The 14,106-nt window shown below is 59.6% G+C and carries 17 protein-coding genes; 10 read left to right on the top strand and 7 right to left on the bottom strand.

Translation table 11 applies throughout. The features are described 5' to 3' along the window. Nucleotides 1-12: 12 nt before the first annotated feature. The 8 genes from ACR0FG_RS01490 (at nucleotide 13) to ACR0FG_RS01455 (ending at nucleotide 7,513) form a co-directional block, all read left to right on the top strand. Nucleotides 13-666: a hypothetical protein gene (locus ACR0FG_RS01490; protein WP_480889349.1), complete on the top strand. Its 654-nt coding sequence runs from the start codon at nucleotides 13-15 to the stop codon at nucleotides 664-666. Beyond that, nucleotides 660-1,109 (top strand): paraquat-inducible protein A, encoded by a 450-nt coding sequence (locus ACR0FG_RS01485; protein ID WP_480889553.1) that lies wholly within the window; start codon nucleotides 660-662, stop codon nucleotides 1,107-1,109. The genes ACR0FG_RS01490 and ACR0FG_RS01485 overlap by 7 nt, the downstream gene beginning before the upstream one ends. Before the next feature lie 152 nt (nucleotides 1,110-1,261). Continuing rightward, on the top strand, nucleotides 1,262-2,044 hold the full coding sequence (locus tag ACR0FG_RS01480; protein ID WP_480889347.1) for a DNA repair protein: 783 nt from the start codon (nucleotides 1,262-1,264) through the stop codon (nucleotides 2,042-2,044). A 120-nt stretch (nucleotides 2,045-2,164) separates the two neighbouring features. Next, entirely contained in the window at nucleotides 2,165-3,529 is a 1,365-nt protein-coding gene (gene radA / locus ACR0FG_RS01475) for a DNA repair protein RadA (RefSeq protein WP_170711742.1), read from the top strand. 40 nt (nucleotides 3,530-3,569) lie between these two features. Then, nucleotides 3,570-4,178, top strand: a complete 609-nt coding sequence (locus tag ACR0FG_RS01470) for a CvpA family protein (RefSeq protein ID WP_480889345.1) — start codon at nucleotides 3,570-3,572, stop codon at nucleotides 4,176-4,178. Nucleotides 4,179-4,794: 616 nt separating this feature from the next. Further along, entirely contained in the window at nucleotides 4,795-6,315 is a 1,521-nt protein-coding gene (gene purF, locus ACR0FG_RS01465; protein WP_480889343.1) for an amidophosphoribosyltransferase, read from the top strand. 262 nt (nucleotides 6,316-6,577) lie between these two features. Beyond that, nucleotides 6,578-6,826, top strand: a complete 249-nt coding sequence (locus ACR0FG_RS01460; protein WP_170711736.1) for a hypothetical protein — start codon at nucleotides 6,578-6,580, stop codon at nucleotides 6,824-6,826. Nucleotides 6,827-6,868: 42 nt separating this feature from the next. Then, entirely contained in the window at nucleotides 6,869-7,513 is a 645-nt protein-coding gene (locus ACR0FG_RS01455) for an SDR family NAD(P)-dependent oxidoreductase (RefSeq protein WP_480889342.1), read from the top strand. Between the two features lie 62 nt (nucleotides 7,514-7,575). On the opposite strand, the gene ACR0FG_RS01450 is transcribed toward ACR0FG_RS01455, so the two are convergent. The 4 genes from ACR0FG_RS01450 to ACR0FG_RS01435 all read right to left on the bottom strand — a co-directional run bounded on the left by ACR0FG_RS01450 (nucleotide 7,576) and on the right by ACR0FG_RS01435 (nucleotide 10,093). Then, entirely contained in the window at nucleotides 7,576-8,418 is an 843-nt protein-coding gene (locus tag ACR0FG_RS01450; protein ID WP_480889340.1) for an ATP-binding protein, read from the bottom strand. Between the two features lie 116 nt (nucleotides 8,419-8,534). Further along, complete coding sequence (gene tatC / locus ACR0FG_RS01445) at nucleotides 8,535-9,416, bottom strand: twin-arginine translocase subunit TatC (protein ID WP_170711730.1); 882 nt, start codon at nucleotides 9,414-9,416, stop codon at nucleotides 8,535-8,537. After that, complete coding sequence (gene tatB, locus ACR0FG_RS01440; RefSeq protein WP_480889338.1) at nucleotides 9,413-9,871, bottom strand: Sec-independent protein translocase protein TatB; 459 nt, start codon at nucleotides 9,869-9,871, stop codon at nucleotides 9,413-9,415. The genes tatC and tatB overlap by 4 nt, the downstream gene beginning before the upstream one ends. Nucleotides 9,872-9,877: 6 nt before the next feature. Further along, nucleotides 9,878-10,093: a twin-arginine translocase TatA/TatE family subunit gene (locus tag ACR0FG_RS01435; protein WP_170354368.1), complete on the bottom strand. Its 216-nt coding sequence runs from the start codon at nucleotides 10,091-10,093 to the stop codon at nucleotides 9,878-9,880. Nucleotides 10,094-10,313: 220 nt separating this feature from the next. Here ACR0FG_RS01435 and ACR0FG_RS01430 point away from each other — a divergent pair, with 220 nt between their 5' ends. Together ACR0FG_RS01430 and ACR0FG_RS01425 are read left to right on the top strand one after the other, a co-directional pair. Then, nucleotides 10,314-10,619 carry a hypothetical protein gene (locus ACR0FG_RS01430; RefSeq protein ID WP_480889335.1) on the top strand — a complete coding sequence of 102 codons (306 nt, stop codon included), beginning with the start codon at nucleotides 10,314-10,316 and terminating at the stop codon, nucleotides 10,617-10,619. 21 nt (nucleotides 10,620-10,640) lie between these two features. After that, the gene (locus tag ACR0FG_RS01425; protein ID WP_480889332.1) at nucleotides 10,641-11,312 is read left to right on the top strand and encodes a helix-turn-helix transcriptional regulator; all 672 of its coding nucleotides are present in this window, start codon (nucleotides 10,641-10,643) and stop codon (nucleotides 11,310-11,312) included. A 61-nt stretch (nucleotides 11,313-11,373) separates the two neighbouring features. Here the strand turns inward: ACR0FG_RS01425 and ACR0FG_RS01420 are convergent, their stop codons facing one another. The 3 genes from ACR0FG_RS01420 to surE all read right to left on the bottom strand — a co-directional run bounded on the left by ACR0FG_RS01420 (nucleotide 11,374) and on the right by surE (nucleotide 14,051). Next, a complete protein-coding gene (locus ACR0FG_RS01420; protein ID WP_480889330.1) occupies nucleotides 11,374-12,558 on the bottom strand; it encodes a peptidoglycan DD-metalloendopeptidase family protein in 1,185 nt (394 codons plus the stop codon). Between the two features lie 63 nt (nucleotides 12,559-12,621). Further along, nucleotides 12,622-13,272 carry a protein-L-isoaspartate(D-aspartate) O-methyltransferase gene (locus ACR0FG_RS01415; protein ID WP_480889328.1) on the bottom strand — a complete coding sequence of 217 codons (651 nt, stop codon included), beginning with the start codon at nucleotides 13,270-13,272 and terminating at the stop codon, nucleotides 12,622-12,624. Then, nucleotides 13,269-14,051, bottom strand: coding sequence for a 5'/3'-nucleotidase SurE (gene surE, locus ACR0FG_RS01410; RefSeq protein ID WP_480889327.1), 783 nt, complete (start codon nucleotides 14,049-14,051; stop codon nucleotides 13,269-13,271). Before surE ends, ACR0FG_RS01415 begins: the two co-directional genes overlap by 4 nt. Between the last annotated feature and the right edge of the window lie 55 nt (nucleotides 14,052-14,106).

Below are 14,106 nucleotides of genomic sequence, written 5' to 3'. Positions count from 1 at the left end.
TAGGTGAAGTAGATGGATCCGTTTGAAGATTTGGAAGAAGTTATTCTTGAGATCAAGAAGATTAACGGTGGACACTTGGGCGGCACAAAAGACCATGCCCATGCTACGCGGATTGCGGGAAAACTGTTTGAGCAATATGGGAAAGCCATAGAGCTAGCAAAACAATTGGGGCAACCAATTCAAATATTAGACCCATCTAGATCTGAAAATGTTGAAAAGGCGTGTGACAGAGTCCTTGTTCAAATCCAGCAACTAGAATTGACCTTTAAGATTATTAAGGGGTCCAGAAGCGTTTTAGTCGATTATGAGAACCATCATGTTCGCTTAACAAAAGAACAGGTCGAGGAGATTGAAGGGCACATAAATGAGGCTCGACAAAAAATTCGATCCTCAAGTGCGTTCGAAGAAAAGCACAAGCGGAGGCTTCTGAATCGGCTGGAGAAACTCCAATCCGAGATCCATAAGAAGATTAGTGACCTGGATGTCATGTTGGCAGGTGTAACTGAGGTGACCGCCGTAGCGGGCCAAAGTGCCAAGAACCTGAATCCAGTGGTGGATTTGTTTAAGAGAATTTTCCTGATCGCTGAAGGAGAATCTGACGAAGCGCTTGGACTTCCAGCACCTCCGAAACAAATCGAAGACAAAACTGGAGATGCGGAATCTTAAAGATCGCCACCCTCTCGCTCCTGATCCTCTACCCCATCGCATGGTTCGCCCCACTGATGCGCGCGGGCCTTCTCCCGATCTTCGGGCTATCAGAGATCAGCGTCATCACCGGTCTCCAATCCTTGTGGAAATCCGACATCTTCCTCGCGCTGGTCGTCACCGTCTTCGCCCTCTTCGCGCCCTACATCAAAACCATCGGCACCGCGTTGATCCAATGGAACCTGCTGGACCCGCGCGTTCAGCCCGCGCTCAACATCCTCGGCAAACTGGCGATGGCCGACATTTTCCTCATCGCGCTCTACATCACCTTGGCCAAGGGCATCTCTTACGCGACCATCGAAACAGCGTGGGGATTATACCTGTTCACGGGCTGCATTCTGGCCTCGTTGACCCTGGGTCATATTACAGAGATGACATTCCGATCACGAAATCCTCAGACCTAATTGATTGAAAACATTAAACTGAGTATCATCTTTATACTTCGAGCAGCAAAGTTTTTGTAACTCACGGGTCCGTAGCGGATCACCTTGCTTGTTTGTCGTGTCTTCCGCTTCTGGTCCCGGTCTGTACCGGTTCAAGAAGGAGATGCACGATTATGCACACACTCCATAACGTAACATTGCAATTTCAGAATGCCTTTATTCGTTTTACCTTTGTCCTGATCTGCGCCGCGGCCCTTTTCGCCGTCACCGTGACCATTCTTTCCGCATTTGGCATATTGCCGTGGCTGTCCATGCAAGCCGGTTTAACCGGTGGCACCACAATTGACGCAGGGATCTATATCCAGATCGGAATGACCGCTCTGATCTTGATGCTCGCCTTCTACCTGCCCGCCAATGCTCGGATGATGGCGCTGGAAAACAACCATCGGAAATTCGCGCTGAACATGCACGACATCGTCGATGCCTATCAGGTCGCCCACGCCGCCGACCGTAGCGGTGCGTTTTCGCTGAGGTCCGAGTTCGACGCGGTCAAGGAACGCATGGCCTTTCTGCGCGACCACCCTGATCTGCAGGGGCTTGAACCGCAGATCCTGGAACTTGCCGCGCAGATGAGCCAGGTCAGTCAGGAACTGGCCGATACATATGGCGAAGCCAAGGTCGCGCGTGCCCGCATGTTCCTGCAGCAACGTCAGGAAGAGATCGAACAGTTCCAGCACCGGATCGAGGATGCCCAGACCATCCAACACGAGCTGCGCCAGTGGACCCGCGACATCGAGATCGAGGAATCCATCGCCAAATCGCAACTCAGACGCCTGCGTGATGAGTTGTTCGAACTGTTGCCGGAACTCTCGGCCCAATTGCAAGCACCACCTGACGACAAAGACCCAACCGCATCCAGCGTGATCGCCATGTCGCCCCCGCGCGCCGCAGAGTAGGCGCATCCGCGCCCGCCGGGGGCGACGGCCCGCAGGGCCCGAGCGCACGGCGCCCCACCGGCGGTGAGGAAAGCCCGCAAGGGCTTGAAGAACCGGCCATCCTCGGGCACCAAGTGCGCCATGGCTAAGACGACATCTTTCTCCTGCTCCGCCTGTGGCGCATCCCACTCACGCTGGTCCGGGCGCTGCGACGCCTGCGGCGAATGGAACACCATCGTGCAGGAAACCCCGCTTTCGGCTGGCCCCGCAAAGAAGTCCCTCGGTGGCAAACGCGGCCAGTCCATCGCACTCACGGACCTCGCTACCGAGGAAACCCCACCGCCCCGCACGCTCTGCGGGGTTGAGGAACTGGATCGTGTACTGGGTGGCGGCCTTGTCCCGGCCTCGGCCCTGTTGGTCGGCGGAGACCCGGGCATCGGCAAATCTACCTTGCTGCTGCAGGCCGCCGCCCGTTTTGCGCGCGCTGGCGTCAAAACCATCTATGTCTCGGGCGAGGAAGCCAGCGCGCAGGTCCGGATGCGTGCCCGCCGCCTTGGGCTTGAGGACGCGCCGGTGCAACTGGCGGCCGAGACCAACCTACGCGATATCCTGACAACGCTCGAGACCGAAAAGCCCGGTCTTGCGATCATCGATTCGATCCAGACCATGTGGGCCGACAACGTGGACAGTGCGCCGGGTTCAGTGTCACAAGTCCGGGCCGCAGCGCATGAATTGACCACGTTTGCGAAACGACACGGCGTTTCCATCATCATGGTCGGTCACGTCACCAAGGAAGGCCAGATCGCAGGTCCACGCGTGGTCGAACACATGGTTGACACCGTGCTGTATTTCGAAGGCGAACGCGGCCACCAGTTCCGCATCCTACGCGCCGTCAAGAACCGCTTTGGCCCCGCAGATGAGATCGGTGTGTTCGAGATGACGGGCAAGGGTCTGGCGCAAGTCACCAACCCTTCGGCCCTGTTCCTGTCCGAACGCGGCACCCCCAGCCCCGGGTCGGCGGTATTTGCCGGGATCGAAGGCACCCGCCCGGTGCTGGTGGAACTTCAGGCGCTCGTCGCGCCCTCACCGCATTCGCAGGCCCGCCGCACCGTTGTGGGCTGGGACAGCGGGCGGCTGGCGATGATCCTCGCAGTGCTCGAAGCGCGCTGCGGCATCCCCTTTGCAGGGCTCGATGTCTATCTCAACGTCGCCGGAGGTCTGAAAATCAGCGAACCCGCCGCCGACCTTGCCGTGGCCGCCGCACTGCTCAGCGCGCGTGAAGACACCGCCTTGCCCGCCGACACCGTCGTTTTCGGAGAAATCTCGCTGTCCGGGGCACTTAGACCGGCCCCGCAGACTGAAAACAGGTTGAAAGAGGCGCAAAAACTTGGTTTCACGGCGGCGATTGCTCCGGCAGGTGGCAAAACCGGTACTGTGGCAGGTCTGACACTCACCCGACCCTCTGATTTGGTTGGGTTTGTTGGCGAAACCTTCGGAGCAGGTTAAGGTCGCGCCCTGAGGGGCAGAAAACGAACAGGCGAGGGCCATGGAAGGTTTTACAATTATTGACGGGGTCGTTGCCCTGATCGTCGTGGTGTCGGGCCTGCTGGCCTATTCGCGCGGGTTCCTGCGCGAGGTTCTGGCCATCGCAGGTTGGGTGGCCGCCGCCGTGCTGGCATTCATCTTTGCCCCGCAGGTGGTTCCGCTGGTCAAGGAAATCCCCGTTGTCGGAGATTTCCTGCGCGACAGCTGCGAATTGTCCGTGATCACGGGCTTTGCCGCCGTGTTCGCCGTTGCGCTAATCGTGGTCAGCATATTTACGCCACTGTTCTCGTCGCTCGTTCAACGTTCGGCCATTGGTGGTCTGGATCAGGCGCTAGGGTTTTTCTTCGGCATCGCACGCGGCATCCTGCTGGTTGCCATCGCCTTCTTTGTCTACGACACGGTTATGACCGGACAGTCCTACACCATCGTTGATGAAAGCCGCTCGGCCAAGGTGTTCGAACAGTTCAGCGACCGCATCGAAGAACAAAACCCCGAGGCTGCTCTGGGCTGGATCACCGCGCAATATGAACAACTTGTCGCCAGCTGCGCGGCCCATAGCGGTCTGGACAGCAGCGAGGCCGAAGCGGCCACCGGCACCGCCAACGAATAAGGTTTTGCCTTTCGAGAATTCACAAACAAAACCCGGCCCTGCGCCGGGTTTTTTCTGCCCATATGGGGTCAAACGAACCCCTCGCCGCCGCACACCGCGCATCGAATGGTCTTGAGCCCGAAACACCCGTCACACCGGGACGGGATCGGCCTGCCGTGAATGTCCCGGCTTTTGATCACCTCGCCGGACCCTTTGCAGATCTCGCAGGGCGCGCGCCCCTGCCCTCTGCATCGGTGGCACCTTCGCTTGACCGTTTCTGCCTTTTTCGCGCCTTGCTTGTGCTGCCACATATTCTGTTCCCCACCAAACTTCTGAACGTCTTGCTTGGCGTTCATCCGGTCATCTGAGCACATGGGATGATTTTTGTCACCTTTACCGCGCAACCGCTGCGTTGATTGCCGCTCCGACTGCGGCAAAAGGTGAATGTGATCCTTTGATGACAAGCGCGGCGTTAGGCTTTAAGTGGAACCCGAAACAGCCAGGGAATCAGAGCCGTTGACCTTGCCCGCACCCCATGATGCCAATTGCCAGCACTCATGCAACACGCGGCATCCTCGTCGACTTGGCCCCCTGAACAAACTCAGCGTTACATCGTCGTAGAAATTGGAGCCCGTACATGTGTGGGATTTTGGGGATTGCAAGCCGGACACATGATGTCTTTGCGGAAATCTATGACGGTCTGCTGATGTTGCAGCACCGGGGTCAGGATGCCTCGGGGATCGTCACCTATAACGGTGAGTTCTTTCGCGAGAAAAAGGCCAACGGGCTGGTCAAGGATGTGTTCAACGCGCAGGACGCCGAGACCTTGCTGGGCAAGGTCGGGATCGGCCATGTGCGCTATCCCACAGCCGGATCGCTCAGCGCGGCCGAGGCGCAGCCGTTTTTCGTAAACGCGCCTTACGGCATCTATCTGGTCCATAACGGCAACATCACCAACACCGCCGAACAGCGCGAGAAGGTGACTGGCAAATACAGCCGCCACCTGCGCACCACTTCGGATTCCGAGATTCTGCTGAACGTGCTGGCCGACAAGGTGGCCGATGCGATCAAGGTGAACGGCAATTCCGACCCGATCCGCAACATCTTTGCCGGCGTGAAAATGACGATGGAGCGGGTCCAGGGCGCCTATTCCGTCATCTGCCTGATCGCGGGCGTCGGTATGCTCGCCTTCCGCGACCCATACGGCATCCGCCCTCTGTCGGTTGCCAGGCGCGAGGCCGAAGGGCAAGGCGACGATTTCGCCTTTGCGTCCGAAGATGTGGCCTTTGGCATCAACGGTTTCGAAAAGCTGCGTGACCTGCGCGCGGGTGAGGCGATCCTGATCGACCTCGACGGGAACATGCACGAGTTTCAGGCCATCGAAGGCAAGCTGACGCCGTGCATCTTTGAATATGTTTACCTCGCCCGCCCGGATTCGTTGCTGGATGGTGTTTCTGTTTACAAGACCCAGATGCGAATGGGACAGACTCTGGCCAAACAGATCCAGGACTCGGGTCTTGAAATCGACCGGATCATCCCGGTGCCCGACAGCGCCCGCCCCGTTGCGCTTGAGGTCGCCAAGGCCACCGGCATCTCGTACCGCGAAGGACTGGTCAAGAACCGCTATGTCGGGCGCACCTTCATCATGCCTGGACAGGCCGAGCGACAGAAATCCGTGCGCCGCAAGCTGAACGCGGTTCCGCTGGAGTTCGAGGGCCACAATGTCCTGCTGATCGACGATTCCATCGTGCGCGGCAATACAATCACCAAGATCGTACAGATGTGCCGCGAGGCCGGAGCCAAGAAAGTTTACGTCGCCAGCGCCTCGCCGCCGGTGAAATACCCCAATGTCTACGGCATCGACATGCCGACCAGACATGAACTGATCGCGAACGGCAAAGAGATTGAGGACATCCGGCAGGAACTGGGCGCAGACGCTCTGTTCTATCAGCATCTCGATGACCTGATCTGGGCTGCGAAGGAAGGCAACCCCGAGATCACTGCCTTTGATTGCTCGTGCTTTGACGGTGATTACATCACCGGCGTTGGCGAGGATTATTTGCGGAACCTGGAAAACAGCAGCCGCGTCAGCCAGAAGAAAGAAGATATGCAGGTCGTCGGCGGTTCGTGGAACGCGGCCAAACTGGCCTCGGGTTGAAGCTGCTGTATCCCGTGCGAATCAGCGCGGGATGCAAGGTTGTGACAATGGCAAAGTGACCAAGGGGAAGAATTGGCCGGTGGTGAAAATCCGCCGACAACCCACCGCTGAAACCATCGGAATTGCAAAGACTTCCATTACCGCTTCGGTGCACCGCTCGCGCCCACCGCCGCATGACCTTTTGTTCGGGCGTCCGGTTTGTTAGCTCGCGGCTCTGAAACCACTCGCACAAAGGGGCCAGGGTCCGCCCTGTCCGCAGCTCATGTCAAACGTAACCGTCAAAAGTGCGGCCACCCAGCAGGGCGCGCTGAACAAAAGCTCTGTTTCCGTTCTGGGCGTCTTTGGCCCAAAAGCTGATATGCGCGCGTTGGTGCGTATGGGATCGGGGCGCGTGAAAAAGGTCAGACCGGGCAGCCGCGTGTCGTCCGGCAAGGTTCTGGCCATTGATGAAGATGGAATCATGCTGCGACAAAGCGGCCAGAACAAGCGGATCGCCATCCCCGGAAGCTGATCCGGACTTGACGCTGTGGCCACAGGCGTTCAAACCGCGCCCATGACCGATCAGACCAAAATCGCCCTAATTACCGGGGCCTCGCGCGGATTGGGTGCTGCCCTGGCCGAAGCCCTGTCGCCCGAATATCACATCGTCGCCGTCGCCCGTACCACCGGCGGGCTGGAAGAACTGGACGACCGCATTCAGGCACGCGGTGGCACGGCCACGCTGGCCCCGATGGACATCACCGACCCCGATGCCATGGCAACGCTGTGCCGGGGTATCCATGACCGTTGGGGCAAGGTGGATCTGTGGCTGCACACGGCAGTGCATACATCGGCGCTGACCCCTGCGAATTTTGTCGATCCCAAGGAATGGACCAAGGCGGTCAACACCAACGCCAACGCGACCTCGGTTCTGATCCCCTTTGTTGCGCCCCTGCTGGGCGAAACAGGTCATGCCGTGTTTTTTGACGACCCCAAGGCGGGCGAGCGGTTCTATGGCATCTACGGCGCCACCAAGGCGGCGCAGATGGCGCTGGCGCGTAGCTGGGCGGCGGAAACAGAACGCACCGGTCCGCGGGTGTCGATCATCGAGCCTGCACCGATGCCCACCGCCGTACGCGCGCGGTTTCACCCCGGAGAGGATCGTGATCCACTGACCAGCCCCGCGGATGAGGCTGCGCGGATTGTGGCGCTGCTGTAGGAATGGCCCGTGCCGGGCCAGGCCTCCGGCGGGAGTATTTTTGAAAAGATGAAGCAGGCGGTTTATTCGATGTGAACGCCGGTGCGCCCGGCAAGGTCGACAAAGAACTGCCACGCGACACGGCCCGAACGCGCGCCGCGCGTCGCTTGCCATTCGATCGCCTCGGCGCGCAGGGTTTCAGGGTCAGCACTTACCCCATAAGCGGCGCAATAGCGGTCGATCATTGCCAGATATTCATCCTGATCGCAGGGGTGGAAGCCAAGCCACAGGCCGAAGCGATCCGAGAGCGAGACTTTCTCTTCAACCGCTTCGGACGGGTTGATCGCGCTGGAGCGTTCGTTTTCGATCATGTCACGCGGCATCAGGTGGCGGCGGTTCGAGGTGGCGTAGAAGACCACGTTTTCCGGGCGGCCTTCGATGCCGCCATCCAGCACTGCCTTGAGTGACTTATAGTGCTGGTCATCATGGCTAAAGCTCAGATCGTCGCAGAACAGGATAAACCGGTGCGGTGCAGCGCGCAGATGATTCAGCAGGCGCGCGACCGAGGACATGTCTTCGCGCTGCAATTCCACCAGCTTCAGGTCGGGATAGTCAGCCTGCAAGGTGCCATGGACGGCCTTGACCAGGCTGGATTTCCCCATCCCCCGTGCGCCCCACAGCAGCGCGTTGTTCGCCTTGTAGCCCGCCGCAAACCGGCGCGTATTGTCCAGCAGCGTATCGCGTGAGCGGTTGATCCCAACCAAGAGGTCCAGATCGACCCGGTTGACCTGTGCAACTGGGTCCAGCCGATCGGGCTCCACCTGCCAGACAAAGGCCGGGGCGGTGTTGAAATCGGGCGCGGCCAGCGGCGCGGGCGCGATCCGGTCCAGCGCATCGGCGATACGGGTCAGGGCTTGGTCGTCCATCGGCTCCTCCGGTGTTGGTTGCCGGGTTCAAATCACGTTCGGGGCGGGTCAACAAGGGCTGCAAACGAAAAAGGCGCGCCAATCATCGGCGCGCCTTTTGAAGTAGCGAGCGTGAATTACTTGGTGTCTTCGTAATCCTGCATCATGTCTGCATCGGCCTCAGCTTCTTCGTCATCATAGTAGCCATCGGCGCGCAGCTGCTCCTCGCGCTTTTTCTCGACGCGGGCGACGAGGAAGATGGACACTTCGTAGAGGCCATAGACCACGGTGAACAGGATGATCTGAGTGATAACGTCGGGGGGTGTAACCACAGCCGCCAGCACCAGAATACCGATCACCGCATATTTGCGAACCTCGCCCAAACCTTGCGCGCTGACCAGCCCGGCCTTTCCCATCAGGGTCAGCAGGACGGGCAGTTGGAAACACAGGCCAAAGGCCACGATGAACTTGATCGTGAGGTTAAGATATTCCTGTGCCGATCCCTGAAACACGACGCTGAGAGGGGCGGCATTGACCCCATCGGCGACCGCTTCGCCATCCGTCCCGAATTGCTGGAAGCCCAGAAAGAAATCATAGGCCAGCGGCGTGACGACATAGAACGCAAAGCTTGCCCCCAATAGGAACATGAAGGGCGAGGCCAGCATAAACGGCAAAAACGCGTTCTTTTCGGACTTGTACAAACCCGGCGCAACAAAGCGCCACATCTGCATCCCGATATAGGGGAAAGCCAGAATGAACCCGCCCAAAAGCGAGACCTTGATGGCAACAAAGAACCCTTCCTGCGGCGAGATGAAGATCAGTCCGCAATCCTGACCGCGCTCGCTCAGCACCTGACACAGCGGGCTGGTGAGGAAGTTAAAGATCGGTGTGGCCACCGTAAAGCAGATGATCATGCCGATCAGAAATGCAACGACGCTGTGGATCAGCCGGGTGCGCAGTTCCGCCAGATGTTCGATCAATGGGGCCGAGGAATCCTCGATCTCGTCGGTGTTGCTCATGTCTTGCTTTCAGTATTCAGCGCGGCCTCGGCCTCTTCGGCTTTGGCCAGAGCATCGGCCGCTTCCCTGGCCTTGCGCTCGGCAGCGGCCCGTGCAGTCGACGCCTGAATTTTCTTGGCCTGCTCTGCCCGTTCAGCCGCCAGCTTGCCAGTTGCACTGTCAGGGTCGAACTTTGTCGGATCGATGCTTTTTGCAACGTCGCGTGCGGCTTCGTTCACGCTGTCCATCGCCGTGCTGACCGGGTTCGCGGCAGCGTTCAGACCCTTCTTGATCTCATTCACGCCCGCCTGATCTGCCGCCTCGTTCATCGCACTGCTGAACTCGCGCGCCATACCACGCGCCTTGCCGACAAAACGCCCGACATTTCGGAACAAAACCGGCAGGTCTTTGGGCCCGACAACAATCAGGGCCACGATGCCGATAACCAAAAGCTCGGTCCAGCCCAGATCAAACATCTGCGCTTAGGCCTTGTCTTTGTCGGTCTCGGGCGTGACGTCCTTGGCCATCTCGGATGCGTCCTGCTCCAACTCATCCGCGCCCTCTTTGACGCCCTTCTTGAACGAGGTGATGCCCTTGCCTACTTCGCCCATCAAAGAACTGATTTTGCCGCGGCCAAACAGAACCAGCACCACAACGGCGATTAGCAACAGACCGGGAAGGCCGATATTGTTAAGCATGTGTCTTCTCCTATCAGGTCGGCACGATCCGCACCGTGAATTCCATTTCGGCCCCTGTTTACGCCCCTGCAGCCCAGTGCAAAAGGGCAGCGGGTCTTTTCAGCATCCAAATTTGAACGCTTCAAACGATTTTTGAGGGCTCGCTTTTTTCAACTGACAGGTTTATGTCAGTTGAAAGCGGCTAGGAAAGGACATCGAAACCTGGTCAACGGAGATACACATGACCCATGTCGCAGAAATCGTCACCTTCACACTAGCGGACGGCACCACCCCGGAAGAGTTCGTAAAACTCAGTCAGGCGTCCGAAGGGTTCGTCCACGCGGCCACCGGATTTGCCCATCGTCAGCTGAGCCAGGGCGCAGATGGCCGCTGGACCGATTACGTGGTCTGGACCGATATGAAAGCCGCACAGGACGCCGCCGCACAATTCATGCAACAGGACTGCGCCGCCGCCATGATGGCAGTGATCAATCTCGACAGCGTCCAGATGCGTCACGAGACCGTGCTATGGAACATGACCGCCTGATCGCGGTCAGAACGGCGTGTCATGCGCCGCACTGACCGCCTGTTCGACATCATCCAGATCCTGCGCGATGGCAAACTGCACCGCGCGCAGGACATTGCGGACCGGCTCGAGGTATCGGTCCGCACGATCTACCGCGACATGGATACGCTGGTCGCATCGGGCGTCCCGGTCGAGGGCGAGCGTGGCGTCGGCTATATGGTCCGCGAACAAATCACCCTGCCCCCGTTAAACCTGACCCCGGCCGAGCTTGAGGCGTTGAATCTTGGCATGGCTATCGTGGCACAGGCCGCCGACCCCGATCTCAAATCCGCCGCTGAGTCACTGGCCGACAAGGTAGACGCCGTGCTTCCCACCCAGGTCGTGGCCGAGGCCGACACATGGAAATTCGCCGTTTACCCCTTTGCGGATGCGGCGCGCGGACTGGCCCATATGGCCCCGATCCGCGCCGCAATCAAATCGCGCCAGAAGCTGCACCTCAACTACCGCCGTATCGACGGCACCTTGACCGACCGCATCATCCGCCCGCTACACATGGAATATTGGGGCCGCGTCTGGACCCTGACCGCCTGGTGCGAGCTGCGGAATGGATTCCGGGTCTTTCGCATCGACCTGATCGAAACGGTTAAACCCTTGCCCGAGATATTCGCGGACGAGCCCGGCAAACGGCTGGCCGACTACGACCCAACCGCCTGACGATCTTCATCTTTTCAAAAAATACTCCTGCCGGAGGCATGGCCCGGAACGGGCCATTCGATTACTTCAGATAAGGCTCGGGATCAACCGACTCGAACCCTTTGCGCACCTCGAAATGAACATAGGCGTTGTCGCCTCCGCGCAGGGCAGCGATCTTTTGCCCGCGCCGCACCCGGTCTCCCTTTTTGACCGTGATCCCCTCGACATTGGCATAAACCGTCAGCAGGTCGTTGGCGTGGCGCACCACAATGATCGGCACCTGATCCGCATCCGCCGTCACCGCTGCAACCGTACCCCCATCGGCGGCCTTGACCGCCGTTCCGGGTGCCGCTGCGATGTCGATCCCTTCATTTTTGCCCTTGTCATAGGTGCGGATGATCCGCCCCGACACAGGCAATGCAAGGGCCGAGGACGAGCTTCTGGTCGGTGCCTCAGCCGTTACATCCGGCGCAGGTGCGGCTTCGGCCAGCGGCTTGACGTTTTCGTCCGGCAAAGGCTGCGTCGCACTGGGCGGCGTCGGGGTCGGAGAGCCCTGCCCCGGCTGTGTCACAGCCGTGGCCGTGGCGGCAGGTGCCGCTGCGCTACGCTTGGGTGCAGGCTGATCCTTGACCGGGATCAGCAGGAACTGCCCTTCGCGCACCATGAAATCCGGCCCCAGACCGTTCCACTCGGACAGAGACTCGACCGAGACTTCGTAGAGGCGCGAGATGGTAAAGGCCGTCTCGCCTCGTTTCACCTTGTGTCGGATCGGCTCTGGCCCAGCGGGTGCCGGCGCAGGTGTCGGCTTGGCAGCGGGCTGCGCGGGGGCCAGCGCGGTGGTCTGAACCCCGCCGGTCTCGGGCGCGGCATCAATAGCCGAGCCCGCGATCGATGCGATATCGACATTGCTCGCCCCGCCAACGGACCGCGGCAACGCCAGAACCTCGCCTTCGCGCAGCGGATCATTGGCCTGAAGCCCGTTGAACCGCGCAAGCTCGGCCGCTGGCAGACCAACGCGGCTGGCCACATCCGTGACACTGTCGCCGGTCCTTGCCACCGCGACCTGATAATTCGGATAGGTTATGACCCCCCGCGCATCCGGCGTCGGGCGGCTGGTAGTGGCCGCAATCGCCGCATCGGCGGTGGAAAAGCCACCGACATTTCCGCGCAGGTCGTAATCGAACGGCCCCTCGCACCCGGCCAAAAGGGCAATCGCGGCTACGCCCATCGCATATCGGCGCGCGGCTGATCTGGAAACTGCTCTCATCTTACTGTCCTCAACACCTGCCCCTGTTCTCCGGGGTTCTGGCGCATTTATATCAATAAACCTTTACGCCTCGTCTTTGCCAAGCCCCTCAAGCAGGGGCACAAACCGAACAGGCAACAATTCATCATAGTCCAATCCATCTTCGGTGCGCGTCACCCGGATCAGGGTCTGCACCGCATCTGACTGGCCTACCGGTAGCACCATGATACCGCCGATTTTAAGCTGCGCCAAGAGTGGCCCGGGCGGATCTTCGGCGGCAGCGGTCACAATGATGCGGTCAAAGGGGGCCTGTTCCGGCAATCCAAAGGATCCATCGGTCAGCATCGCGGTGACATTCGTCAATCCCATCTCGCGAAACAACTGCCCGGTTTCGCGCACCAGACGCTTGTGGCGTTCGACCGTATAAACCCGGCGCGCCAGCTTGGACAGGATCGCCGCCTGATAGCCCGAGCCCGTCCCGATCTCCAGCACCGTGTCCCGAGGCCGCACTTTCAGCGCCTGCGTCATCAGACCCACGACCGAGGGCTGGCTGATCGTCTGCCCGCAGGCAATCGGCAATGGCGTATCCTCATAGGCACGTTCGGCGAACAACCCTTTGACGAACAGACCCCGATCGATCTGTTCCATCGCCGCCAGCACCCGCGCATCCGTCACCCCGCGCGAGCGAAGCTGGAACAGGAATTGCATGGTCTTTTCGGGGTCCAGCGCGCTCATTCGATTGCCTTCAGCGCCCCAAGCATGGCGTGCGCCGTCAAATCCGCACGCATAGGCGTGACCGAGATATAGCCGTCCAGATTGACCGCCGCATCCGTTCCCGGCGCGGTCGGCTGATGCTGATCACCGCCCTTGATCCACAGGAACCGGCGGCCCGAGGGCGAATTATGCGGCTCGACACCGAACCTTGTATTGCGGCGATAGCCCTGCGGCGCGACGCGGGTTCCCAGAACCTCATCGGCGGGGACAGGCGGGAAATTCACGTTGTAGAACAGGCGATAGTCTCGCTGCTCGTTTGGGCTGGCTGCCAGAATGCGGCGCACCAGATCGCCACCATGGCGCAACGCCGCCTCAAACGGATCACTCAGATCGCGGTTGCGAGGCCCGAAATACTGCGACATGGCGATGGCGGGCACACCTTGCAGGGCTGCTTCCATTGCGCCACCTATCGTACCGGAATACAAAGTATTTTCAGCCGAGTTGTTGCCCCGGTTCACCCCAGAAAGCACCAGATCAGGCGGATGATCCTTCATCACATCATGTAGCCCCACCAACACACAATCCGCGGGTGAGCCTTCGGCGGCAAAGCGGCGTTCATCCAGTTTTGTCATCATGAAAGGATGCGTGTAGCTGATGCAATGGCCCACGCCCGATTGCTCGAACGCCGGGGCAACGACCCAGACCTCGCCTTCCGGGCCAGCCAGATCTGCCGCAATCGCCTGAAGCACGATCAGCCCCGGCGCATTGATGCCGTCGTCATTGGTCAGAAGAATGCGCATGATGTTTGCCTTGGCCCCCGGTTTTCCTCTTGATAGACCCGCCTATTCGCTGCGG

This window comes from Ruegeria sp. E1 (genome assembly GCF_056534225.1).
Note: the sequence above shows the minus strand (reverse complement) of the source record. Positions and strands in the feature narration are given on the sequence as shown.